23 protein-coding genes are annotated in these 25426 nt (G+C 38.0%); 9 read left to right on the top strand and 14 right to left on the bottom strand.

The features are described 5' to 3' along the window. Positions 1–89 precede the first annotated feature (89 nt). Positions 90–1292: a hypothetical protein gene (locus tag FBD94_RS12300; RefSeq protein WP_136880395.1), complete on the top strand. Its 1203-nt coding sequence runs from the start codon at positions 90–92 to the stop codon at positions 1290–1292. A gap of 66 nt (positions 1293–1358) precedes the next feature. On the opposite strand, the gene FBD94_RS12295 is transcribed toward FBD94_RS12300, so the two are convergent. The 11 genes from FBD94_RS12295 to FBD94_RS12245 all read right to left on the bottom strand — a co-directional run bounded on the left by FBD94_RS12295 (position 1359) and on the right by FBD94_RS12245 (position 14285). Then, positions 1359–2783: a T9SS C-terminal target domain-containing protein gene (locus tag FBD94_RS12295; protein ID WP_136880394.1), complete on the bottom strand. Its 1425-nt coding sequence runs from the start codon at positions 2781–2783 to the stop codon at positions 1359–1361. A gap of 98 nt (positions 2784–2881) precedes the next feature. Further along, on the bottom strand, positions 2882–5683 hold the full coding sequence (locus tag FBD94_RS12290; RefSeq protein ID WP_136880393.1) for a TonB-dependent receptor: 2802 nt from the start codon (positions 5681–5683) through the stop codon (positions 2882–2884). A 113-nt stretch (positions 5684–5796) separates the two neighbouring features. Continuing rightward, positions 5797–6321 carry an Mpo1 family 2-hydroxy fatty acid dioxygenase gene (locus tag FBD94_RS12285; RefSeq protein ID WP_136880392.1) on the bottom strand — a complete coding sequence of 175 codons (525 nt, stop codon included), beginning with the start codon at positions 6319–6321 and terminating at the stop codon, positions 5797–5799. Positions 6322–6405: 84 nt separating this feature from the next. Then, positions 6406–7968: a ribonuclease Y gene (gene rny / locus FBD94_RS12280; RefSeq protein ID WP_131609863.1), complete on the bottom strand. Its 1563-nt coding sequence runs from the start codon at positions 7966–7968 to the stop codon at positions 6406–6408. Between the two features lie 360 nt (positions 7969–8328). Continuing rightward, entirely contained in the window at positions 8329–8619 is a 291-nt protein-coding gene (locus tag FBD94_RS12275; RefSeq protein WP_131609862.1) for a cell division protein ZapA, read from the bottom strand. Between the two features lie 31 nt (positions 8620–8650). Then, positions 8651–8941 (bottom strand): hypothetical protein, encoded by a 291-nt coding sequence (locus FBD94_RS12270; protein ID WP_136880391.1) that lies wholly within the window; start codon positions 8939–8941, stop codon positions 8651–8653. A 19-nt stretch (positions 8942–8960) separates the two neighbouring features. Then, positions 8961–11360, bottom strand: coding sequence for a phenylalanine--tRNA ligase subunit beta (gene pheT, locus FBD94_RS12265; RefSeq protein ID WP_136880390.1), 2400 nt, complete (start codon positions 11358–11360; stop codon positions 8961–8963). An 89-nt stretch (positions 11361–11449) separates the two neighbouring features. Continuing rightward, positions 11450–12292 (bottom strand): endonuclease/exonuclease/phosphatase family protein, encoded by an 843-nt coding sequence (locus FBD94_RS12260; protein ID WP_131609859.1) that lies wholly within the window; start codon positions 12290–12292, stop codon positions 11450–11452. Positions 12293–12315: 23 nt separating this feature from the next. Next, positions 12316–13014: a RadC family protein gene (radC, locus tag FBD94_RS12255; RefSeq protein ID WP_136880389.1), complete on the bottom strand. Its 699-nt coding sequence runs from the start codon at positions 13012–13014 to the stop codon at positions 12316–12318. 85 nt (positions 13015–13099) lie between these two features. Then, the gene (gene rpsT, locus FBD94_RS12250; RefSeq protein WP_090785043.1) at positions 13100–13354 is read right to left on the bottom strand and encodes a 30S ribosomal protein S20; all 255 of its coding nucleotides are present in this window, start codon (positions 13352–13354) and stop codon (positions 13100–13102) included. Positions 13355–13547: 193 nt separating this feature from the next. Then, positions 13548–14285 (bottom strand): superoxide dismutase, encoded by a 738-nt coding sequence (locus FBD94_RS12245; protein ID WP_136880388.1) that lies wholly within the window; start codon positions 14283–14285, stop codon positions 13548–13550. A 209-nt stretch (positions 14286–14494) separates the two neighbouring features. On the opposite strand from FBD94_RS12245, the gene purN reads away from it, so the two are divergent. Beyond that, positions 14495–15073: a phosphoribosylglycinamide formyltransferase gene (purN, locus tag FBD94_RS12240; RefSeq protein WP_131609851.1), complete on the top strand. Its 579-nt coding sequence runs from the start codon at positions 14495–14497 to the stop codon at positions 15071–15073. Positions 15074–15076: 3 nt separating this feature from the next. Here the strand turns inward: purN and FBD94_RS12235 are convergent, their stop codons facing one another. Beyond that, positions 15077–15286, bottom strand: a complete 210-nt coding sequence (locus tag FBD94_RS12235) for a hypothetical protein (RefSeq protein WP_136880387.1) — start codon at positions 15284–15286, stop codon at positions 15077–15079. A 431-nt stretch (positions 15287–15717) separates the two neighbouring features. On the opposite strand from FBD94_RS12235, the gene purH reads away from it, so the two are divergent. From purH to rodA, 6 genes are all read left to right on the top strand, one after another. After that, the gene (gene purH / locus FBD94_RS12230; protein ID WP_131609849.1) at positions 15718–17244 is read left to right on the top strand and encodes a bifunctional phosphoribosylaminoimidazolecarboxamide formyltransferase/IMP cyclohydrolase; all 1527 of its coding nucleotides are present in this window, start codon (positions 15718–15720) and stop codon (positions 17242–17244) included. A gap of 87 nt (positions 17245–17331) precedes the next feature. Continuing rightward, positions 17332–18354, top strand: a complete 1023-nt coding sequence (locus FBD94_RS12225; RefSeq protein ID WP_012780976.1) for a rod shape-determining protein — start codon at positions 17332–17334, stop codon at positions 18352–18354. A 72-nt stretch (positions 18355–18426) separates the two neighbouring features. Beyond that, on the top strand, positions 18427–19263 hold the full coding sequence (gene mreC / locus FBD94_RS12220) for a rod shape-determining protein MreC (protein ID WP_131609848.1): 837 nt from the start codon (positions 18427–18429) through the stop codon (positions 19261–19263). Further along, positions 19256–19771 carry a rod shape-determining protein MreD gene (locus FBD94_RS12215; RefSeq protein WP_131609847.1) on the top strand — a complete coding sequence of 172 codons (516 nt, stop codon included), beginning with the start codon at positions 19256–19258 and terminating at the stop codon, positions 19769–19771. Before mreC ends, FBD94_RS12215 begins: the two co-directional genes overlap by 8 nt. Further along, on the top strand, positions 19771–21726 hold the full coding sequence (mrdA, locus tag FBD94_RS12210; RefSeq protein ID WP_136880386.1) for a penicillin-binding protein 2: 1956 nt from the start codon (positions 19771–19773) through the stop codon (positions 21724–21726). The genes FBD94_RS12215 and mrdA overlap by 1 nt, the downstream gene beginning before the upstream one ends. Then, entirely contained in the window at positions 21726–22991 is a 1266-nt protein-coding gene (rodA, locus tag FBD94_RS12205) for a rod shape-determining protein RodA (protein WP_394347789.1), read from the top strand. The genes mrdA and rodA overlap by 1 nt, the downstream gene beginning before the upstream one ends. Here rodA and FBD94_RS12200 read toward each other — a convergent pair. Further along, entirely contained in the window at positions 22984–23934 is a 951-nt protein-coding gene (locus FBD94_RS12200; protein WP_131609844.1) for a hypothetical protein, read from the bottom strand. The genes rodA and FBD94_RS12200 overlap by 8 nt on opposite strands. Before the next feature lie 98 nt (positions 23935–24032). Here FBD94_RS12200 and FBD94_RS12195 point away from each other — a divergent pair, with 98 nt between their 5' ends. After that, positions 24033–24614, top strand: coding sequence for a thymidine kinase (locus tag FBD94_RS12195; RefSeq protein WP_131609843.1), 582 nt, complete (start codon positions 24033–24035; stop codon positions 24612–24614). A 246-nt stretch (positions 24615–24860) separates the two neighbouring features. Here FBD94_RS12195 and FBD94_RS12190 read toward each other — a convergent pair whose 3' ends face one another. Further along, entirely contained in the window at positions 24861–25388 is a 528-nt protein-coding gene (locus FBD94_RS12190; protein ID WP_136880385.1) for a ferritin, read from the bottom strand. Between the last annotated feature and the right edge of the window lie 38 nt (positions 25389–25426).

The following is a 25426-nucleotide window of genomic DNA, read 5'->3' as shown; positions in this document are numbered from 1 at the left end:
CCTTTCCACAAACCAATAAGTCTGAAAGTTTAATACACAACCCATGTTAATTATATGTATATTTAATATGAATATAATATTAAATAGCTATGAACCGTTTGCTCAAAATATTCGGTACACTCTGCCTACTTCTGATCATGGAACAATCCTATGGTCAGCCCAAAGGGTATAACATCAGCTTCGAGTTTTATAATGACACATTTAATATTGAGGTAGATTCCTCTATCATTGTGGGTAATGACACCACATTGTCCAAACTAGCGGTTATAGCCTACTATGACAAGGTAAACCAGGGCAAATACAACACAATCCTAGATAAACTACTAGCCTATAAAAAAGCACATGAATTAAACGACTGGCTCTATTACCAGTTGATCAGAAAAACAGCACAAGCCATCAGCCCGAAAAAAGAAAACTACGAGCGTTATACTTTTTACAAATGGTTTTTTCTGGGCAAATCAGGCTACGATGCACGACTAACGCTGGCGGATAACAGAATGATATTTTATGTGTACAATGATGAAGATATCTCTGACATACCATTTGTCAACTATCAGCATAAAAAGTACATGTGTTTAAACCGTCACGATTATGCCTATGCCGACTTAAACAAAGTTCCGGCACAGGAGATGATAAGTATCCCTGAAGCAAAAGGAGCCTTCTCTTATAAAGTAACGCGGATGCCCGATTTTAAACCTGAGGACTATTACGAAAAACAAGTACAGTTCAACTATAAACATAAAACCTATCACTTTAACATCAAACTCAATTCAGACGTCGAAGCGATCTTTGCCAATTACCCGGTGGTTGATTTTGAATCGTACTTTAACATCCCATTAAGCAACGAAACTTACGGCTCCTTAATTCCTATATTAAAAAAGAACTTAAACGGAATGAACCAGAAGAAGGGCATAGATTACCTAATGCGTTTTACCCGCTATGCGTTTTTATATGAAGATGACGACAAAAACTTTGGCAAAGAAAAACGGCTCTCCCCTGAAGAGACTTTGTTTTCTAAGTATAGTGATTGTGATGACAGGGCAGCATTGTTTTTTTTCCTCGTAAAAGAGATATACAATTTGCCTATGATTGCTTTACTCTATCCTACCCATATCACCATGGCCGTACAGTTTGATAAGCCAATAGGACAGCCTATCGTATACAAAGGAAAAACCTATTCTTTCTGCGAGCCTACGCCTCAAAAAGAGAACTTAAATATTGGACAAGTTTCCGCTAACCTCAAAAACGTGCCCTATAAAGTTGTATATGCCTATGAACCAATTCATAAATAAACACAAAACCCCTTTAAGCGTTATGCTTAAAGGGGTTCTATAAAATATATTATTAATATCTTACTACTAGAACGTAGCTCCAGTTGCAGCAACTGATCCAGCTTTTAAAGTAAAGTTAGGAGTTGATGTAAGCGTGAAAGGAGAGTTTAATAAAGCAGCAGCAGCTGTTACATCAATAAACGTATTTCCTTTAGATGTAAGGTATGTTCTAAGTAATGCAGCACTTGCGAATGACGGAGTAGCTCCATCAGCCACAACTTCCTTATCAGCTACAACAGCACCAGCATTGCCTTGAGCAAGCGCTAAAGATTGGTAAATGTTATTTTTAATTAACGAAGTACCATCAGTTAAAGCATCACCAGTTTCTTTATCACGAATATCGATACCGTATCTTGAATTGATAAAGATAGAGTTAGCCAAGATCATTTTAGAACCTTTCCTCCAAAGGTTTGCATATTCATGTTTAGTATCAACTGTAGCACCTGTTGTTCCAGGACCAATGATGGTCATGTTAGAGATTACCGGGCGTGTTCTTGGAGTTGATGAGAATTGAGCAGCAGAGTTATCAGATTCAATACCATTAGATTGACCAGCAGCATCTGCTAAAGCAGGATCACGTTGACCAATTAAGAATTGTAATTTTCCTGAGTAACCATTATCAAAGTCAAAGATATCATCAACGTTAGCAATAGATACTAGGTGTTTAGCATTTACCGTACCTCCAAAAAACTCATAAGAATCATCCCCGCTGTAAGATACCTGAACATAATCAATTGTAGTTCCACTACCTACTGATCCAAAAGTAATACCATTGATCTCGTTATCTTTCACAAAAGCAATACCTGGGAATTCAACACGAACATATTTTAAAGTACCAGAGTTGTCAGCAGCATCTGTACCACCGTGAACTGCCTGATCGATGTCTATACCACCTTCAATGATCCCCGTACCACCTGGGTTATTATTTAATGATTTACCAAGCAAGATGATGCCACCCCAGTCACCAGGATTTCTATCACCCACGGCCTTGTTTGAAGTAAATACAATTGGATTATTCGCTGTACCTTCAGCAACTAATTTAGCACCACGCACTACTATAAGCGAACCTTTTGAAGTCTGATCACCTCTGATTACAGTACCTGCAGGGATAGTTAAAGTAACACCACTCGCTACATAAACGAATCCGTCTAACAAATATACTTTAGTAGCGTCTAAAGTTGTGTTGGTAGAAATTGTACCTTTTAGAGTTGCTGTAGTTGCACCATAAACTGTAGTTTTCGGACTAAAGTTTGTCCAATTTGCCGTCCAGTCAGAAGTACCCATAGCACCTCTATATGCTACTTTATCAAAGAATGATTCTGCTAAAACTTCATTAGATTCAACAGGAGCTGTTGGCTCTTCAACAACATCGTCATTTTTCGAGCAACTGGTTAGTACTGAAGTACCTGCCATTAATACAGCTATAAGACTTAGGTTTAATTTGTTTTTCATCTTCATAATTTATTTATACAAAAATATTCTAGTGATATTATTACAGTGTTAAAAACCAATTAACAAACCGTAATAGTTAAGTTAATTTAGTGTGAACTCTATTTGATTTTGTAAGAGAAGGTTAAGCTGAAAGTAGAACCAAAACGATCTGAAATATTGATATTATCCTTTTTTGGATCAAATGCAGCATTAGGATCTGAACCTTTTACTTTCTGATAATAGATAGCTTTGTTATTTAAGATATCACTATAGTTCAATTTTACCTCTGCTCTTGATTTTGCGAATTTTTGAGACAATTGTAAATCAAGAACATTTCTTGGATTCTCATAGATGTCCGGATCCGTAACATTTCCAACTGCCCAGATGCGTTTTCCGATTCTATTATACAATAAGCTTACGCCTGTTGAATTTTCCTTTTTTGAATTATACATCAAACCAGCATTGATCAAATAAGGCGATTGACCTTGCAAAGGACGTTTCCCTGTTTTATTAACTGTTTTAGCTACCTTCACTTCAGATTTCATATAAGATGCGTTGGTACTTAATGTAAAATTCGTCCATTTCTCTCCAACAAAGTCAAGAGATCTTCTGAATTCCATTTCTACACCATACAAGGTTGCAGATTTTGAATTGGTATATCCGAACGTTCTACCTGATGGACCAATCTGTAAAGCTTGTTCAATTGGCATCTCAAATTCTTTATAGAAAGTAGAAATCGAGAATACCTGTCCTGAAGATGGATAAACAGCATACCCTAAATCAAAATTTGTAGTTTTTGATTGTTTCAGCTTTGGGTTCCCAATAACGTTAGCATTCTTATTAAAGTCATAGAAACTAAAAGGTGCTATCTCTCTGAATTCGGGTCTACCTACAGTTTGCGATGCAGACAATCGAAGATTTGCCTTTTCCGTTAAATTGTAGATTAAGTTAGCAGATGGCAACACATTTACATAAGTTGTATCTACTCTTAAAGGATTAGATGAGTTATCAATACTGTTTAATTTCTGATTATAAGATTCTAATCTTGCTCCAATACCAAGTCTTAACTTTTCGGTAAGGTATCCATCAAACATAGCGTAACCAGCATTCAAAAATGAATTAGCATCATAAGCATCGGTACCGTTGGTGATATCACCCAACACAAATCCATTCTCTCTGATATTTGCCGGAGCAAAGATTTGATCTTGAGGTAAGTTAAGCAATGAATTATCAAATGTACCATTTCTTACAAATCCGATTACCCTTGCAGCAAAATCGCGTTTTCTATATTGACCAAAATAACCGAATTTGATTTTATTATTGTCATGGAACCATTTTACCGGTACAGTAATATCAAATGATCCACCATATAAATTCTCGTTTAACTTCGAATTGAAATTACCACCTAGATTAGGATCAGCTTGTCCTGATGAAGGTATACTTGCAATTGTGTAACCACCATTGCTCCCATTCTGTTCGTATTCCATTCTTTTGAAGCCAGGTTCTTTTCTATCTGTATTAGCGAAATTCAGATTCCAATCTAATTTGATCTTGCTTTCTGCTGATAAAACATGATTACCACTCAACTGATTCGAGATTAAAGATCTTTGCAAGATGTAATCCGCCGTTTTTAAAAACTTAGATTGTGAATCATCGATACCTTCACGCGAAATGAACTGATTTTCTAATACCCTATTGTATATGTTTTTTAAAGCTATTTTATTGGTTCCCCATGAGTAGGCAAAATTAGCCAACGCACCAATATTGGTATTGTAGTTATAAATATTATCGCTAAACTGGTCACCCAAAGCTTCACCAGTATAAGCTTTTTGATCGCTTTTCTTTAACCTTTCATCGTATCTGTACGAAAGAGATAAAACTGTACCGAAACGGCTATCATCTTTAAATACTTTTGTTGTACCATAATTCGCTTGAAATGCAGGACCTAAAATGGATTTCACATTTTCATATCCCCAATTGTTAGCGAATTGCTTTGATAAAGCAACACGTCCTTCTATTGGTAATGCAAGGTATTCGGCTCTTGATGGAAAAGACGCTGGGATATTTCGGTCTTTGTTGTATAACCCAAAAGCACCATTTTTACTTCCTGAGGCTTTCTGAAAATCTTTGAATGCAGATTGCGTATTATAAGAAGTCCCTAATGAGAAATTTAAAAATGGATTATCAGGAAAGTCCTTGGTGGTAACCTGCACAACACCACCAGAAAAATCACCAGGCATATCCGCTGAAGCTGTTTTATTAACAACAATAGCATCAATCAGGTTGGATGGTAAAATATCGAATGAAAATGCTTTTTTATCTACTTCAGTATTCGGTAATACCGCATTATTCAACATTGCTGAGTTATACCTGTCAGATAAACCGCGCACAATGATGAATTTATTGTCCTGAATACTTGCACCACTTACACGCTTCAATACATCAGATGTATTACGGTCTGGGCTTTTTCTGATCAATTCTGCAGAAATACCACTCGAAATACTAATACTTGATTTTTGATTTGCGTATAAAGTATTGATAGATTCTTTTTTTACGCTTGCGGTAATGACAACTTCATTCAACTTCTGATCATTGGAATCATCCATTACAAGATCAATTATTGTTGAAGCACTACCTTTAACTTCTACATCCGTAATGTTTTTTGTTGTATAACCTACGTAGGAAGCTTCAATAGTATATTTACCAGCAGCCAATGCTCCGATAACGTAACGTCCTTCAACATCAGTAGATGAACCTTTAGTAGTTCCCTTGATTTTTACTGTTACACCGATCAGTGTCTCACCCGTCTTCTTATCAGATACCTTACCTGAAATTTTTCCCGTTTGTGCAAATACTGTTACGCTAATAATTACGAATAATGCAGTAATTATTGCTTTTTTAAGGTTTAGTTGTGATTTCAATTTTGCCGTATATTAATTTCCAGCAAAGCTATTACCACAATGTTAGCCCTATGTTAGCGTTAAATTACCATTCGTTTACCAACGTGTTAATTCTATGTTAAGTGCTATTAGGATCAATACCTTAGCCCTACTTTTTTACAAATAAAGTGCAATAACCAAATTGGGCCGATTAACAAGAACTTAACATCTTCTAAAAATGAAGGCTTCTTTCCTTCGATTTTATGCCCTACAAATTGACCTACCCAAGCCAGCACAAAAATCACGATACAAACCAACCAGAACGCAGGGCCGCCAGATGCTTGCCAGTACTCTAGCTGGACGATAAAATAGCTCATCAAGCTAACTACCCATAGCATCAGAAAAGACAAGACAGGTGATAAGGTAAAGTAATAGTATAAAGAAAAGGCGATCAGAAAGGATGCCCAGTTTAGAAAGCCATTATACTTTCCTAAAAACTCCATATGAGGAAATGGAATGGCCCATACCAGACCAAGTAAACTAAACACAATTAAGGGTACACAGATCCAGTGAATAAGCTTATTTGTATGGTTTTGATGACTTTCTGCATATTTATCAAAAAGCACATCTACCGGTCTCTTAGGTTCTGCCTTATTCACTTTACTTTGCTCCTTCTTCATGTCTATGTTTAATTACTAGGTAAAAATAAAAAAAGCGATAGAATAATCTATCGCTTTTCTCAAATATAACAACGTTGTTGCTCTTTATTTCGCAAATGAAACCGATCTGGTCTCTCTGATCACGGTAACTTTAATCTGTCCCGGATAAGTCATTTCAGTTTGTATACGGTTAGAGATGTCTGCAGCTAACAATTCAGCTTGCTGATCGGTTACTCTTTCACTCTCTACCACTACGCGCAACTCTCTACCTGCCTGGATAGCAAAAGTTTTCTCTACTCCAGGATAAGAAAGTGCAAGCTCTTCTAATTCTTTTAAACGTTTGATATAGCTTTCAACAACCTCACGACGGGCGCCTGGACGGGCACCTGATATCGCATCACAAGCCTGTACAATTGGTGAGATCATCGAAGTCATTTCTATCTCATCATGGTGAGCTCCAATAGCATTGCAAATCTCTGGATGCTCTTTATATTTCTCAGCCAGTTGCATACCAAGGATCGCGTGAGGCAATTCGGGGTTATCATCAGGCACTTTACCTATATCGTGTAATAATCCGGCACGTTTAGCCATTTTAGCATTCAAGCCTAGTTCTGCAGCCATTGTAGCACAGAAATTAGCTACCTCACGTGAGTGATGTAATAAGTTCTGGCCATAAGAAGAACGGTAACGCATACGTCCAACCATTCTGATTAGCTCTGGGTGTAAACCATGGATACCAAGATCTATTACGGTACGCTCACCGATCTCTACAATCTCGTCTTCAATTTGTTTCTTGGTCTTAGCAACCACCTCTTCAATACGCGCAGGGTGGATCCTTCCATCTGTTACCAAACGGTGCAAGGCCAAACGTGCAATCTCTCTTCTTACCGGGTCAAATCCTGATAAGATGATCGCTTCAGGGGTATCATCAACGATGATCTCAATACCTGTGGCTGCTTCCAGTGCACGGATATTACGTCCCTCACGACCAATTACACGTCCTTTTATTTCATCACTTTCGATATGGAAGACAGAAACTGTATTTTCAATAGCGGCTTCTACAGCAGTACGCTGTATAGTTTGAATCACCACTTTTTTGGCTTCTTTAGTTGCAGTAAGCTTAGCTTCATCCACGATATCCTTTACCTGGATCATGGCCTGAGTACGGGCTTCCTGTTTCATGCTCTCTACCAATTGGTCTTTTGCCTCATCAGCACTTAAGCCAGCAATAGTTTCCAATTGTTTAACATGTTGATTCTTTAAAACATCTACCTCTTCCTGTTTCTTTACAGCCAGATCAGTTTGTTTTTCCAGATTCTTTTTATGCGTATCAATTTCTTGCTCCTTACGGTTGAAATTCTCTAAACGCTGGTTGATGCTTTGTTCTTTTTGCTTAATTGCGTTTTCACGCTGGTTGATTTGGTTGTTTTTACTATTTACTTCCTGCTCATGTTCAGACTTCAATTGCAAAAACTTTTCTTTTGCTTCCAATAACCTGTCCTTTTTTAAGATTTCGGCTTTACTCTCCGCATCTTTAAGCATCTTTTTCACTTTGGTCTGGGCCGCAATCTCCTGCGTTTTCAGCAGGCTCCTTAGTAGGAACCGCCCCACCAGAACGCCGATTACGAGGCCGGCCAGTACATATCCTATTATTCCTAATATTTCCATTCTCTATTTGTATTTATTGTTTAATCAGATACAATCCTTTTGATCGCTATCAATCCCTCCGGGATCTTAATCCTATCTGATTACTTATATATTTTATGAATGAGCAGCACTTCATTTCTGTTAACAATGCCCATTTTTGTTTCAAAAAAAAACCGCAACTAAATTTAATAAGCCCCAAGTTTTAAAAACCTCAACGAATTATAATTAGGATTTAAGTCATTTTCAGGTACATAAATGTAGATGAAATACACCCTCTTAATCCTATAAATATTGAAGTGTTAAGTTTTAAAAATAGTGAAACTCAAAAACGTAGCTGCGGCTATATCTTCGTGCTAATCTTAACTTATGCAAAGAACGTACTTATTTTGAAAAAAAATCGTTTAATAAACTATCCAATTCCTCCACCTTCTCGGCAACTGCAGTGTCCTGATTCTGGACTTTGTTTTCTACCCTCAATACTGCCGTTGCATAATGCAATACTGCCATAGAAAGCAAATCCTGCTTATCCCTAACCGCATAATTTTCTTGATAGTCCTTTATGCGCTCATTAATAATCTTGGCTGCTCGCCTTACAATTTCTTCCTCTTCAGTACTCACCTTTAAGGGGTAGATACGGTCGGAAATAGTTATTTTTATCGAGATTTCTCCCATTTCTTAGCTTTGTTTCACTTTCATGTATTCCTTATTTCTTAAGCAATACGACACACTTATCTATTTCACGCACAAAATCGTTAATTTTTTGCTTTATATCAAGTGTCTTTTCACTTGTACCCTCAATACTTTTCGCCAATTTCAAAACCCTTAACTTTTCTTCCAGGTCTGCATTCTTGGTTTTTGACGTATCAAGCGCAACTTTTATCGATTCATTTTCCAGCTTCAGCAGCTCATTTTCTTCTTGTAATGCACCACAAAGCTCTATTAAACGAGCTGTTTTCTGCAATACGGAGGTTAATTGATCTGCAACTGATGACATGAATAGTATTTTTTATTTCTTATTTTCTAATTTCTGCTTTTACCGTTTGTGCTAAGTTATGAATAATCTTTTGCATAACGGCATCAATTTGCTTATCGGTTAAGGTTTGCTCCTCGTCCTGTATCGTAAAGTTCAGTGCATATGACTTTTTACCCTCAGGTAATTTATCGCCTACATACACATCAAATACCTGTACATTTTTAATCAGCTTCTTCTCTGCTTTAAAAGCAACAGTTTTCAACTCCTCAAAAGTTACATTGGTATCCACCAACATAGATAAATCTCTTCTTACCGCAGGATATTTAGGCACCTCTTTGTTGATAATTTTATTCTTTCTTACCATGTCAAGCAACAAAGCCCAATCAAAGTCAGCATAATAAACATCTTTATCCACATCAGCTTTCTTTTTATCAGCTGCAGTTGCTGCACCAAAGCTTACAATCACCTTATCACCTCTAAAGTATTTCAATCCGAAAGCAAAGCTTTCATCTTTTAACTCATCAGATTGATAGCTCGTAATCCCCAATCGGCCAATCACCGCATCAACTACTGCTTTTAAATGATAAAAACTAACTGGAACTTGCTTTTGATTCCATTGCTCTGACTGGTTACTCCCCGAAAGCACAACCAATAAGCGTGGACGCTCTACGTACTTTTCGTTAATCAAGTGATAGCTCTTGCCAAACTCATAAAACTTAATATCAGCAGTCTTTCTGTTTTGGTTATAAGCAACGCTCTCCAAAGCTGGCATCAATAGCTCCTGACGCATTACATTTAGGTCGGAACTTAATGGATTTAAGATTTGAACCGCTTCTTCAGGATTTTTTGAATAAGCACCTTTGGTTAATGAATTACACCAAATCTCTAAATAGCCATTAGCAGTAAGCATATCCGCAATCACGTGCTGTGTTTGTTCCTTATCAGGTTTTGAACTGTACGATAAAGAAGCATTTACTTTACTCGGAATTTCGATATTGTTATAACCATAAATCCTCAGCACTTCTTCCGTGATGTCGCACTCACGCGTTACATCTACTTTAAACGCAGGCACCTTTAAGCTTAGCCCTACTGCAGTTTCTGCAGCAACATCAATACCTAACGCCACTATGATCGCTTTAATTTCTTCAGCGGCAATATCAACTCCAATTAACCTATTGATATTTTGATAGTTTACTTCAACATCAAAAGGCTGTACCGGATTAGGATAAATATCAGACACCTGTGAAGCGATCTTTCCACCACCAAGTTCTGCAATCAATAAGGCTGCACGCTTTAAAGCAGTAACAGTCATATCAGGATCGGTACCACGCTCAAATCTGAATGAGGCATCGGTCTTTAATCCATGTCTTTTCGAAGTTTTACGAACCGACACCGCATTAAAGTAAGCACTTTCTAAAAATATGTTCGTTGTAGTTTCGCTTACACCAGAGCTCTTACCGCCAAATACGCCGGCAATACACATAGGCTCTTCCGCATTACAGATCATCAAGTCTTCTGCCGAAAGCTTACGCTCTACACCGTCAAGGGTTACAAAAGGAGTTCCTTCTGCACATTTCTTAACACGCACTTGTCCACCTTTAATCTGATCTGCATCAAAAGCATGAAGTGGCACACCTAAATCATGCAATACATAATTGGTAATGTCTACGACATTGTTAATTGGCCTGATGCCGATCACTTTCAATTTATCTTGCAACCAGTCTGGAGAAGCCTTAACCGTAACGCCACTAATGGTAACACTACTGTATCTTGGGCAAGCAACTGTATCTTCTACTTTCACATCAATCTGCAGACTTTCATTCTCAGTTTTAAAACCCGAAATATCAGGCATCTGAATATGGGTACGGAAATAACCTGCTAAATCCCTTGCCACACCTAAATGCGAAGCCGCATCAGCTCTGTTTGGGGTAAGACCAATTTCAAAAAGATAGTCATCTTCCAACTTGAAATAAGCTTTCGCAGTTGTTCCTACTACAGTATCTTCAGGTAATACCATAATGCCGTCGTGAGATACGCCTAAGCCAATCTCATCTTCAGCACAGATCATCCCTTCAGATGCTTCACCCCTTATTTTTGATTTATTGATTTTAAAAGGCTCGCCTTCATTTGGATAAACCGTGGTACCCACAGTTGCAACCACAACTTTTTGTCCCTGGGCTACATTAGGCGCGCCACAAACCACCTGTATAGGTTCAGTACCACCAACATCAACAGTTGTTACGCGCAAACGATCAGCGTTAGGATGTTGCACACAACTCAATACATGGCCTATAACTAATCCCTCCAAGCCACCTGCAACAGGTTGTACTGTCTCCAGGCTCTCTACCTCCAAACCAATATTGGTTAATATTAAGGAAAGTTCCTGTGGTGTTTTATCTGTATGAATGAACTGTTTTAGCCAATTGTATGATATCTTCATCTTAATTCTATAAAACGCAAAGATATTATTTAATGCTGAAAGCGGAAAGCCAAGGACAAGTCTTACCAGTTAATTTTGAAAAATAACGATTAAAAGAACAATCGTGCTAGGATAGGTAGGTGATCTGAAGGGTACCGCAGGTCCTTACTGTCAGTAAGCACACCAAACTTCTGCACATTAAAACCTTTATTTACAAAAATGTAATCTATTCTTTCTTTTAGCGGCGCATTAAATTTAAACCCGTTAAAAGTACCCTCAGGTCCATATGCAGGCTCAACAGTTACTTCTTTGGTATCAGTTAAAAAGGTTTTTATCGTAGCTACAGCTTCCGTTTCAGGGGTAACATTCAAATCACCTGTTAAAATAACCGGCAATGTAGGCGCAATTTCCATGATCTTCTTTTTAATCAGTTTAGCCGATTCAATTCGAGCTTGAACACCCACATGATCATAATGCGTATTGAAAACTATAAAATCCTTCTTATTCCATTTATCATGCAATTTCACCCAGGTACAAACCCTTACGATAGCAGCATCCCAACCTTTAGATGGTTTTTCTGGCGTTTCGGATAACCAAAAGGTACCACCGTCCTTTTTAACAAACCTTGTTTTATCGAAATAGATCGCAGAGAACTCTCCTTCGCGTTTCCCATCTGTACGCCCTACACCAACTCGATCATAATTCGTGTTTTCAGATAATTGGTCAACTTGCAAAGCCAGCGCTTCTTGTACACATAAAATATCTGCATCATGATATTTGATTAAAGCTTTTACATTATCTTTTCTATTCGGCCAGGCATTCTCCCCATCATGAGTATTGTTATAACGGATGTTATAACTCATTACATTGATATAATTCGCAGGCTTTCTTTGGGCATTTGCTGTTGTCACAACCAACAACATTGCTATAGATAGTTTAATCATTATTTTCATACTGCCAAGTTAAAATTCTAATGTTAAATTAACCCCTCATCACCAAAACTATAAAATAATTTATCTGTTACAATCAGGTGATCCAGCACATACAGATCAAGCATCCTCCCTGCCTCAACCATTTTTTTGGTAATATTTATATCCTGCTGACTTGGCCTTAAACTCCCAGAGGGGTGATTATGCGCCAGAATCACATAAGCCGCATTGTGTTCCAATGCCGTTTTAAAAATAATCTTTGGGTCGGCCACGGTACCAGCCATCCCACCTTTACTGATCAATTGTTTCCCGATCAAATAATTGGCCTGATTCAAGATCAGTATCCAGAACTCTTCATGATTCAGATCAGCAAAAACAGGTTGCAGCACAGCAATTGCATCTGCCGATGTTACGATCTTCAACACATCAGGACCATCGGCCTCTTTCCTTCTCCTCCCAAGCTCCAATGCGGCTACTATCGCAATCGCCTTAGCCTCTCCGATCCCCTTAAACTTCGAAAGATCTTTAACAGATACTTTTCCGAGCGCATCCAGATCATTGTTATAAAATCCAAGAATGCGCTTACTTAGATCTACCGCAGTTTCATCCTTATTGCCCGAACCTATTAAAATAGCAATCAGCTCTGCATCTGTAAGATGCCTCCTGCCATTCAGCAATAGTTTTTCGCGGGGCCTGTCGGCTTCCGCCCACATCTTTATGCCTATTTTTTCCTGGTATGGGTTCATTTTTACAAGATCAGTTCGTTTTTTTTGGACAAAAAAAAACGGGATATGCAATGCATATCCCGTCTATAATATTGTAAAGCTATTGTTATTTTAAGCCATTAACAAATTTAGTCAGCTTAGATTTGTTGTTAGCTGCTTTGTTTTTGTGGATAACACTCTTTTTGGCTAAACGATCTAGCATAGAGATTACTTTAGGAAGTAATTCTAATCCAGTTTTTTTATCTTCAGCACCACGCAATCTTTTGATAAACGTACGAGTTGTTTTTGCCTGATATCTGTTACGTAAACGTTTAGTTGCGTTTGCTCTAATTCTTTTTAATGAAGATTTATGATTTGCCATTTTTTGTTATTAAAGTATTTTATAGTTAGAGCAAAGCTCTGTTATTCTTTCTGTTTTTCGGACTGCAAATATAGAATTAATGTTTTTAAAATACAAAAGCATTATGCAAATATTTTTCACATAATTGCTTTTTGTCCAATTATTTCAATTAACAGTTGTCAATTTCTCCAGGTTTTAGACGCAAACATGATGACTACGCCCTTTTGCTTACCACATCCCAATCTACAACATTCCACCAGCTGGCAATATAATCTGCACGTTTATTCTGATATTTAAGGTAATAAGCATGTTCCCACACATCAAGACCCAACAAAGGCACACCTTTCACTTCCGCATTATCAAACAAAGGATTATCCTGATTGGCAGTCGAACAAATCTTCAAAGTACCCTTGTCATTTACCAACCATGCCCATCCTGAACCAAAGCGTGACGCCGCAGCAGCAGAAAACTGTTCTTTAAATTTATCAACAGATCCAAATGATTTAACAATAGCCTCTTTTAACTTCCCTTGTGGCCCAGCCGAAGCACCTGGCTTTAAAGTCTCAAAAAAGAAATTATGATTCCATGCACCACCACCATTGTTACGGGCTTTGGCCGAAAGTTTCGAGGCATTATTAAAAAACTCAGCCTCTGTTTTATAAGGTATATTTTCGGCTGCAATTGCATCATTTACATTTTTAACATAGGCCGCATGGTGCTTTGTGTAATGAATCTCCATGGTAAGCGCATCTATATTAGGCTCTAATGCATTAAAAGCATATTTTAAAGGCACTTGAGTAAATTTCAATGGAGCAAGACCAGTACTCCCTTCAGTAGTTACAGCAGCAGCCAATGCAGCCCCTCCGTTTAACAAAACTGGGGTACCTATAGCAACTGCCAATGAGGCCGTCAACGTAGTTTTAATGAAATCTCTTCGGGTGTTTGTTTCCATGATTAAGGGTATTTAAGCAAATAAATAACAGAATAATAAATCTATGTCTTGTAATTTAACCTAATTCACCATAAAATGTTCTTGAACCATGCTATTTTTACAAAGGCCGAACAATTATAGATGGTACTAATTATTTTTTATCTTTGAACACGAATAAAAAGGCATATTATAGCTTTATTGCAAAAAACATCATACTAATTGAAAACCTCATGAAGAAGCGCATCGCCATATTTGCCTCAGGATCAGGATCCAATGCCCAGAAAATAATGGAGCATTTTAAACGAAGCACGGAAGTTGAAATCGCTTTGGTGCTGACCAATAACCCTGACGCTTATGTTTTACAACGCGCCGACAACTTCGAAATTCCTTCTCATGTGTTTGACAGGCATGAATTTTATCAGACAGATAACATCATCGACCTGCTAAAAAACCTGGAAATAGATCTAATTGTACTTGCAGGATTTTTATGGTTGATCCCTAAAAATCTTATCGCTGAATACCCTGGTCGCATCGTCAACATCCACCCTGCTATTTTACCTAAATTTGGTGGTAAAGGCATGTACGGCGACAACGTGCACAACGCGGTACTGGAAGCCAAAGAAACGGAAGGTGGTATCACCATTCACTATGTAAACGAACATTATGATGAAGGGGAATACATTTATCAGGCTAAATACCGCATCGATAAAGACGACAATCTGGAGATGATCAAATTTAAAGGTCAACAATTAGAGCACCTCCACTACCCAAAGGTGGTAGAGAGCATTTTGAAAAAGATAAAGAAGTAAAAACTACTTCGGCATACTGTTTATCCAGTCGCGGATCAGTTTAACTCCCTCTTTATGAATTACTGTGCGTGCCAGTTCTGGCATTGCAGTGCCAGGCTCAGTACTATTCATTCTATAAAATAATATAGAATGAGTGGCATCCCCTGGTATAATATCATAATCAAGTCCACCTGCACCCCCACCGGCAGAAACTGGAACTTTTCCTATTCCCAAATGATTGGGATTAGTTTGCTCCTATTCTAAAAACAAGCCTGTATTGTAAGCATCGCCGCCTTTAGTATGACAGTGTGCACAATTTATATCCAGATATTAAATACTTTCATGAATTTAATCATTTTTTACGTAAAGCAAGGAATAAGACAGTATGGGAAATCGTTCGTAGATGCTTTTATCAAACTCCATAGTAAGTCCATAGTGAGTCCATGTCAAGTCCATGTATTTAAGTAAAAACATGGATTTGAAATAAAGTTATTCTATATTTAAGTTGGATGAAAATAAAGGATTATACAAAGCATAGTAAAGCCGATACAGAAGCCTACTAGTCGGACAATTAGGCCCCACAAAACCTAGTTAGCAATACCATAAATAAACATTTGACAATAAAAGAAAAACCGGTAACTTTGCGGCTCAAATTTTTTCCTCCAATGAGTCAATCTATAAAGATCAAAAACGCTTTAATTTCAGTTTATTACAAAGATGGTTTAGAACCATTAGTTCGCTTACTTGCCGAGCAAGGTGTACAATTATTCTCTACCGGAGGTACCGAACAGTTTATTAAAGACTTGAATATTCCTGTTACAGCTGTTGAAGACCTTACAGGTTACCCATCAATTTTAGGTGGAAGAGTAAAAACATTACACCCTAAAGTTTTTGGTGGTATTTTAAACCGTAGAGCGCTAGGATCAGATCAGGAGCAGATTGCACAATATGAAATCCCTGAAATTGACTTAGTAATTGTTGATTTGTATCCTTTCGAAGAAACTGTTAAAGCCGGTGGTTCTGAATCAGACATCATCGAAAAAATAGATATTGGTGGTATTTCTCTAATCAGAGCTGCTGCAAAAAACTTTAATGACGTAGTAATTTTGGCATCTAAAGATGATTACTCGACTTTACAAGCACAGTTAGAGGCGCAAAATGGAGAAACAACTTTAGCACAACGTAAAGCTTTTGCTAAAAAAGCATTCCACACTTCTTCTCATTACGATACTGCGATCTTCAATTACTTCAACAATGAAGAGCCGTTAAACGTATTTAAACACAGTATCAACCAGGCACAATCTTTAAGATACGGTGAAAACCCACACCAACAAGGTGTATTTTATGGTGATCTGGATGCCATGTTTACCAAATTAAACGGAAAAGAACTTTCATACAACAATTTGGTTGATGTGGACGCTGCTGTCGCTTTAATTGATGAGTTTGAAGCACCAACTTTCGCGATATTAAAACATACCAATGCTTGTGGTGTAGCTTCAAAAGCAACCATTTTAGAAGCTTGGAACGTTGCACTTGCTTGCGACCCAGTTTCAGCGTTTGGCGGTGTATTGATTGCCAACAGAGAGATTGATTTAGCTACCGCTACTGAGATCAACAAATTATTCTTTGAAGTTTTGATCGCTCCTTCTTATCAACCAGAGGCTGTTGAGCTTTTCCGCGCTAAAAAGAACAGAGTAATTTTACAACGTAACGAGATTGAGCTGAGCAAAAAACAGTTTAAAACTTTATTAAATGGTGTAATTGAGCAGGATAAAGATTTAATTATCGAAGGTCCTGAACAAATGACAGCTGTAACTGAAAAAGCACCTACCGCACAAGAATTACAAGACCTATATTTCGCTAATAAAATTGTAAAACATACCAAATCAAACACCATCGTTTTTGTTAAAAATGATCAGTTATTATCAAGTGGTGTTGGTCAAACTTCCAGAGTTGATGCCTTAAAACAAGCAATTGTTAAAGCTGATGCTTTCAATTTCGACTTAAAAGGTTCAGTTATGGCTTCTGATGCATTTTTCCCTTTCCCGGATTGTGTTGAAATTGCTGCCGAAGCTGGCATCACTGCTGTTTTACAACCAGGTGGTTCAATTAAAGATGCTGACTCGATAAATATGGCTAATGAAAAAGGAATTGCCATGGTTACTACTGGTGTTAGACATTTCAAACACTAATTTATTTATCCACGAATACAATAAAAAGCCGTAGTTTTACATTAATATAGTACATAGAATTATTAATACTTAAATTATCACCTATAGATGGGTCTATTTAATTGGTTTACACAGGAGGTTGCTATCGATTTAGGTACGGCAAACACCTTGATTATACATAATGACAAAGTAGTAGTTGATGAACCGTCAATCGTTGCTTTTGACAGACAAACAAATAAAATTATTGCGATTGGGAGGCAAGCCATGCAAATGGAAGGTAAAACCCATGATAATATTCGTACCGTAAGACCTTTGAAAGATGGTGTGATTGCAGATTTTAATGCTGCTGAAGCCATGATTAAAGGGATGATTCGGATGCTGAACGGCGGTAAAGGTTGGATGTTTCCTTCATTAAGAATGGTGATTTGTATTCCTTCAGGCATTACTGAGGTTGAAAAACGTGCAGTAAGAGATTCAGCTGAAATTGCTGGTGCGAAAGAAGTATACCTAATCCACGAACCAATGGCTGCTGCGGTAGGTATTGGAATTGATGTGGAAGAGCCTATGGGTAATATGATTATCGATATCGGTGGTGGTACTACTGAAATTGCAGTAATTGCCTTGTCTGGTATTGTTTGTGATCAATCTATCCGCGTTGCCGGAGATAACTTCGATTCGGATATTGTAAACTACATCCGTCGTCAGCACAACATCATGATTGGTGACCGTACAGCTGAAAAGATTAAAATTGAAGTCGGCGCCGCCTTACCTGAATTGGCTGATCCACCTGCTGATTTTGCAGTTCAAGGAAGGGATTTGATGACAGGTGTTCCTAAACAGATCACCGTTTCTTATACTGAAATTGCACATTGCCTGGATAAATCTATCTCGAAAATCGAAGAAGCAATCCTTAAAGCTCTAGAGATCACTCCTCCTGAGTTATCAGCTGATATTTACCAAACTGGTATTTATTTAACTGGTGGTGGTGCGTTACTTCGTGGATTAGATAAACGTGTAGCTGCTAAAACTAAGCTTCCTGTGCATGTGGCCGAAGATCCTCTTCGCGCTGTTGTTCGAGGAACAGGTATCGCCTTAAAGAACATTGGCGGTTTTAAATTTTTAATGCAATAATTAAATGAATAATAGTTTAATGAAGGTTTCTAAAGAATATTAGAAACCTTCATTATTTACATCTATCTGAATATGCGTAACCTTTGGATTTTCTTAAACAGATATAACGCATTTTTCTTTTTCATTATATTTTTCACTATTGGCATTGTCCTTACTGTAAAAAATAATGCCTATCAGCGCAGTGTAACCGTAAATTCTACCAATGAGGTCGTAGGTGAAGTATATCAGAACCTGAATGTTTTAAAGAAATATATTACGCTAGGAACTGTAAACGACAGTCTCGCAGCTGAAAATGCCAAACTGAAAACGGAACTGCTTACCCTTAAAAATATTGATAGCGCGAAGAAAATTGTAGTTAAAGACACGCTTAATAATCCACAGTACACTTATTTATCCGCCCGGGTAATCAAAAACTCAATTACGCTGCGCAATAATGTCATCACGATCAATAAGGGAAGTGCAGATGGAATTGCACCTGATATGCCTGTCATATCACCAGGTAAAGGTGTTGTAGGCTTTGTGATGGATGTTTCTGAACATCTTTCCACCATCCGCTCTTTATTGCATAAAGACACTAAAGTCAGTGTGAACATTAAAAAGAGCGATGCACTGGGATCTTTGGTATGGGGTATTGGCAATTCAGATTACAGAAAAGCCTTTGTAAAAGAAATTCCAAATCACTTTAAGATTAATCTTAAGGACACCATCATTACTTCAGGTTTTTCTTCCTTTCCTCCAGGTATTCCTGTGGGAGTGGTAACCAATACTGCGGTAGCAACCGGCGACAATTTCATGTCCATAGAAATAAAACTTTTCAATGATTTCAGTACTTTGCAATATGTGTACGTTATTCTTGATAAATACGCCGTAGAACAAAAAGAATTAGAAGCAAAGTTGCCACATGAATAGCAGATTAGTATTGGTAAATATAGTTAGGTGGTTTGTGCTACTCTTGATTCAAATCCTTTTGCTAAGGAATTTGAGTTTTTATAATATGGCCACCCCTTTTGTGTACATTATCTTCCTTTTACTGGTTCCGTTTAGCACCCCAAATCTGTTGTTATATCTAATTGCTTTTGTGACTGGATTAACGCTGGATGCTTTTTATGATACACTTGGTGTACATACAGCCGCCTGTGTAGCACTGGCCTTTGTAAGGATTTTGTTTATTTCGGTAACGATGAGCCGGGATGGTTTTGATGAACCCGAGCCTACATTGGGTAATATGGGCTTTAAATGGTTTATCATTTATGCGCTTTTATGTACTACAGCCCATCATCTGGTACTTTTCTTTCTAGAAACTTTTAGATTAGCAGAGTTTTCTTACACTTTGTTGAGGTGCTTTTTTAGCATTATATTTACCTTGTTTACTGTTGTATTGATAGAGTTTATATTCTATAATAGAAAAATGCGCTAATGGATAATCTGTTTAATCGGAAATATACTATACAAGGATTATTCATTGTTATTGGATTAATTTTACTTGGAACACTTTTTTACATACAGGTAGCTACCGATAAATACTTCATCTCTGCGGAGAGTAATGTATTGCGTAAGATTTATACTTTTCCAGCCCGTGGTGTTATCTTCGACCGAAATGAAAAGGCGCTCGCTCAAAATGAAGCGGTGTATGACCTCATGGTTATTCCCAACCAGGTAAAGCGCTTTGATACGGCTGCTCTTTGTCGCATTATAAACATCGACATGGAACGCTTTAACCGAAACTTCAATAAAGCCAGTGCCCAGTCAAGGTATCAGCCAAGTATTTTTGAGCGTCAATTATCTATACAAGTTTATGCGACCTTATCGGAGCAATTGTCCCGCTTTCCGGGCTTTTTTGTACAAAGTAGAACCATTAGACATTATCCTGATAGTGTAGCTGCTCATTTCCTTGGGTATATTAAAGAGGTAACTAAGCTCGACATACAAAACTCCGAAGGCTATTACCGTTCGGGCGATTATATTGGTAAATCAGGTGTAGAAAAATCTTACGAAACTTTGTTAAGAGGTGAACGAGGTGTAGTGAATATGCTTTATGATGCCCGCAATGTCCCTAAAGGAAGTTATGCTGAAGGCCGATTTGATACTGCAGCTGTTTCTGGAGATCGGCTGATTTCGTCACTAGACCTGAATCTACAAAAACTTGGAGAGGAATTGATGCACAATAAGGTAGGCAGTATTGTTGCCATAGAACCTGCATCAGGAGAAATTCTTGCTTTTGTAAGCAGCCCAAGTTACGATCCTAACCTAATGGTAGGTAGAAACCAAGGGAATAACTATATGGAGCTGCTAAAAAACCCTAACCGGGTGTTCAACATCAGGCCTATACAGGGTTACTATTCACCAGGTTCATCCTTTAAACCTTTAGACGCGCTACTGGGACTTCAGGAAGGTGTAATTGATCCAAACACTACCTTTAACTGCCCAGGATACTTCAAAGTAGGTGGCCATACGGTAAAATGCGAACACGTAGATGGAAATATCGCCTTGCGGAAAGGCTTGGCCAGATCTTGTAATACTTACGCTTGTTATGTGTTTCAAAAACTACTTACACAGCGTAAATTCCCAAACCAACGGGTAGCTTATGATGCCTGGCAAAAGATGGTCAAAAAATTTGGACTTGGAGAAAAATTAGGAATCGACCTTCCTTCTGAGCGTAATGGCAGGTTGTACGATGCAGCCTACTACTCTGGCAAATACAGTAAATACTGGAATTATGGTACGGTTATTTCCCTGGCCATTGGACAAGGTGAGATGGATGCTACCCCATTGCAGATGGCCAATATCATGGCGATTATTGCCAATCGAGGCTATTATATTAAGCCCCACCTGGTAAAAGCCATTGGTAAAAACAGGGTGATTAAAAAAGAATACGTTAAAAGGAATTATGTTGACGTAGAAGCCAGACATTTTGAATCAGTGATTGATGGGATGCAGGACGCTGTAAATGCGCCATGGGGAACAGCAATTCAATCCAGGATAGATGGTATTCTGATGTGTGGTAAAACCGGTACTGTACAAAATCCACGTGGTAAAAACCACTCTGTGTTTATTGGCTTTGCCCCAAGAGACAATCCTAAAATCGCTATTGCCGTAATTGTAGAGAATGCTGGCTATGGTAGTACATATGCTGCGCCTATGGCCAGCTATATTGCCGAACAATATTTAAGAGGTCAGTTACCTAAAAACAAACTTGCCGAGGTTGAATGGATGAAGAAGCAAGTAATTTTGCCGGCACCACCTAAGCCTAAAGTTAAACCAAAAGCGAAAGATACAGATTCGGTTGCACCAGCAACTGCAGCTCCTGCGCCAGCTCAGGTTACGACAAATAACACAACGACAACAAGCACACCTATTCCGCCTCCACAATGATCAATCAGCAAAACAGCAACAGGTTTTTCTTTAATGTTGATTGGATTACAATCCTGATCTATGTTGCATTATGCGGCATTGGCTTTGTGAATATTTATGCTTCTATCTATAATCCTGAGGAGTCGACAGTCTTTAATTTCACAACCAATTACGGTAAGCAGCTAATTTTTATCATTACTGGATTGGTACTGGGCTTATCTATATTATTACTGGACGCTAAATTTTTCAGTATATTTTCTCCCATCATTTATGGTGTTACGATGCTCTTATTGATTGTCGTACTCGTTGTTGGGCGTAATGTTGGTGGGAACCAGGCATGGATACCTATAGGATCCTTTCGTTTACAACCTTCTGAGCTCGCTAAATTTGGTACAGCTCTTTTGCTGGCAAGGTACATCAGCTCCTTTAACCCAAAGCTAAACACTTTAAAGCCTGTATTAATTGCCGCCCTAATCATTGTAATTCCGATGTGCCTGATCATGCTACAACCAGATGCAGGTTCTATGTTGGTATTTCTTTCCTTTATGTTCCCATTATACCGGGAAGGTTTACCAGGCTATTTACTGGTTGTATTTTGGGGAATGGTACTTTTGTTCATCCTTAACCTTTTTCTTGCACCATGGGTATTGATATCGTCTATTTTGGCAATTGGTGGATTGTTTATCTACTTTAATAAGAAGAAACAGCAACGGATGATTATGATTGGCGTGATTACTTTTGCTGCCATCGGTTATCTGTTTATTGCTAAGGTTATCTTCGAAAATGTACTGCAACCTCATCAGCGCACGCGTATTGAGTTGATACTTGGCCTTAAAACTGATCCTAAAGGTGCTGGATACAATGTAAATCAGTCCAAAATAGCCATTGGCTCAGGTCAACTTACCGGTCGTGGATTTTTAGAAGGTACACAAACCAAATACGGTTATGTCCCGGAACAAAGTACCGATTTCATCTTTTCTACTATTGGAGAAGAATGGGGATTTGTAGGCTGTTTTGTTGTGATTGCCTTATACCTATTTTTACTCCTCAGAGTGATTAACCTTGCCGAACGGCAACGATCCTCGTTCTCGAGGGTTTATGGCTACTGTGTGGCTTGTATTATCTTCTTCCACGTATTTATCAATATAGGGATGACCATAGGAATTATACCTGTAATCGGTATCCCATTGCCATTTATCAGCTACGGAGGATCTTCATTATGGAGCTTTACCGTATTGCTGTTTATCTTTTTAAAGTTAGACTCTAACCGAATGGGCTTTATTTAGCCGGGAAGCGTTGGTTTAACAATTCATAAAATTGATCAACAGTACTTTGCTTTGATGTCCAATTATTTTTCACAGCATAGTTCTGTTGCAAGAAATTATCGGCAGTTTTAAAATCAGGCATTTTATTGATCAAATCGATCGCTTCTGCGTAAGCAAGGTTGTAACCGTTAAACAGATCCTTAATGTAAAGCAATTTCTGATTTAGGTTTATGGCCTGTTTTAAATCCGTTATGGTAGTTTTATTGTTTTCTTCATTCAGACTTGTAGCAAAGTTACTTTTTCCTGCCAGTATATCATTTAGTGTAGGACGCGGGGCTGCTTCCTGTATCTGGGGAGTTTCCTTTTCTGGTTCTATTTTTTCAATAGGTTTTTGTTGCAGCTGGCCGTCTCTTAACCTTTGCTTTGCAGCAATAATCTCTTCTTCCTCTTTGCTTAATGGCCTGTCGAAAATCGTGCTAACAGATTGCTCTTCAAATTCAAACTTCTCCGTCAAGGGCTCACTGTTGAGCAAAAACTCAAACTTTAAAGGTTCAGGTTCTTCTGCTATCTCTTCCTCGTTAGCGGCAGCATATTCAGCTTCAAGCTCCTCAAGTGTTTTTTCTTTAGGCAATTCAGGTTCTTTAACCAGTTCAGGCTCCTTAGCTATTTCGGGCGCTTTCGCTACTTCTGGTTCTTTTGCTACTTCCGATTCTTTGATAACCACCACTTGAGCAACAACAGGGCTTTGATCTTCCGTATGTGCTGGTATAGCTTTTACAGCTTTATTGCTATTGATTTTTCTTACAATCTGAACATGATCTGATAAAAAGTTTGCATTTGCCAGAAAGAGCTCCAATTCTAACTCATTGAGTTGACTAGGATTTCGAGCTAAAAACTCATATTGATCCTGAAGTTCGATTAATATCTGTCCTACTTTTTTAAAAATATCCTCTTGGTTCATCATAATGTAATAACGGAAGAATTGATCCTTTATGTTGGTAACTTGACGTTCAAAAGTACTACAAAATTCTGATATTGCGGGCTCTTAAATCCTATTAAGCAATGTTATTCAGCGAACAAAATTACAGACGAGGAGAGTACTGCGGCAGTATTGAGGTAATTTGCGGCTCTATGTTTTCGGGAAAAACCGAAGAATTATTGAGAAGATTAAGGAGGGCACAGATCGCGAAATTAAACGTCGAAATCTTCAAACCCAAAACAGATACCCGCTATGATGAGACTGCTGTTGTTTCGCACGACCTGAACTCGGTGGAGTCTACACCTGTAGAAACCTCAACAGCAATCTTACTCTTAAAACCTGACACTCAAGTTGTGGGTATTGACGAAGCTCAGTTTTTTGATGACAACTTACCGGAAGTTTGTAACCAGCTTGCAAAAAAAGGGATAAGAGTAATCATCGCCGGCCTGGATATGGATTATATGGGCAAGCCTTTTGGCCCTGTTCCTGCCCTCATGGCTATTGCCGAGCTGGTCACTAAAGTAAATGCAGTATGTATGCGATGTGGCAGTCCTGCGGTTTATTCATACAGAACTGTTGCCAACGCCAATAGGGTGCTCTTAGGCGAAAAGGATAGTTACGAGCCAAGATGCAGGCATTGTTACCATCTTGGAGACATAGAATAGCTTATTATTGGCAATACGGTTTATGTGATCAACCATTAGGACAATTTTTGCATCGTTTTCCCGTGAGGTACTTTTCACAGCACACCTTTTTTTTCTTATCCTTCTTTTTATCTTTCTTTTTATCTTTTTTCTTTGACATGGCCTGATAGGATAATCAATAAACAAAAAAAAGGTACATACTGTTTTGCATTTCGCATTAGTATGTACCTTATATTTTACTCCCGTGAAAACCGGAAATATGGTGCCTTAAGCTTCGCTGTAGGTGATTTGACCAACATGTTTGTCGATCTGCCATCTGCCTGTTCCTTCTTCACCAATTACCTCAAACAACTCAACAGCTCTTCTAGCTTTGTATTCTTCTTCTCTTTGTTCTTTAAAGAACCAGTTTAAAAATTCAAGGGTCACAAAATCCTGCTCTTTATAGCAACGTGCAGCAATACTTTTGATGGATTGCGTTACGTTGATCTCTTGTTCCAAAGCTTCTTCAAAAACTTCACGGAATGAATTGTATTCAGCTTTAACCTGAGTGATTTCAGGAGAAACTGCATTACCACCCATATCTAAAACATATTTGAAGAATTTCAATTGATGTTGCCTTTCTTCTTCTGCTTGTGCGAAGAAATAATCAGCAGAACCATCATAACCATTCCTATTACACCATGAAGCCATAGATAAATAAATTGCTGATGATTGTGCTTCTTTTTTTATTTGTTGGTTTATAAGTGTCTCTACATCTGATGAGAGTAAACACTTAACACGCATAATGTCTTTCATATATTGTATGTATTAAGTTCGAATTTTCTAATACAAAA

The organism is Pedobacter hiemivivus (assembly GCF_005144565.1).
Taxonomy (GTDB): Bacteria; Bacteroidota; Bacteroidia; order Sphingobacteriales; family Sphingobacteriaceae; genus Pedobacter; species Pedobacter hiemivivus.
The sequence above is the reverse complement of the archived record's forward strand: the minus strand, read 5'-3'. Positions and strand labels throughout refer to the sequence as shown.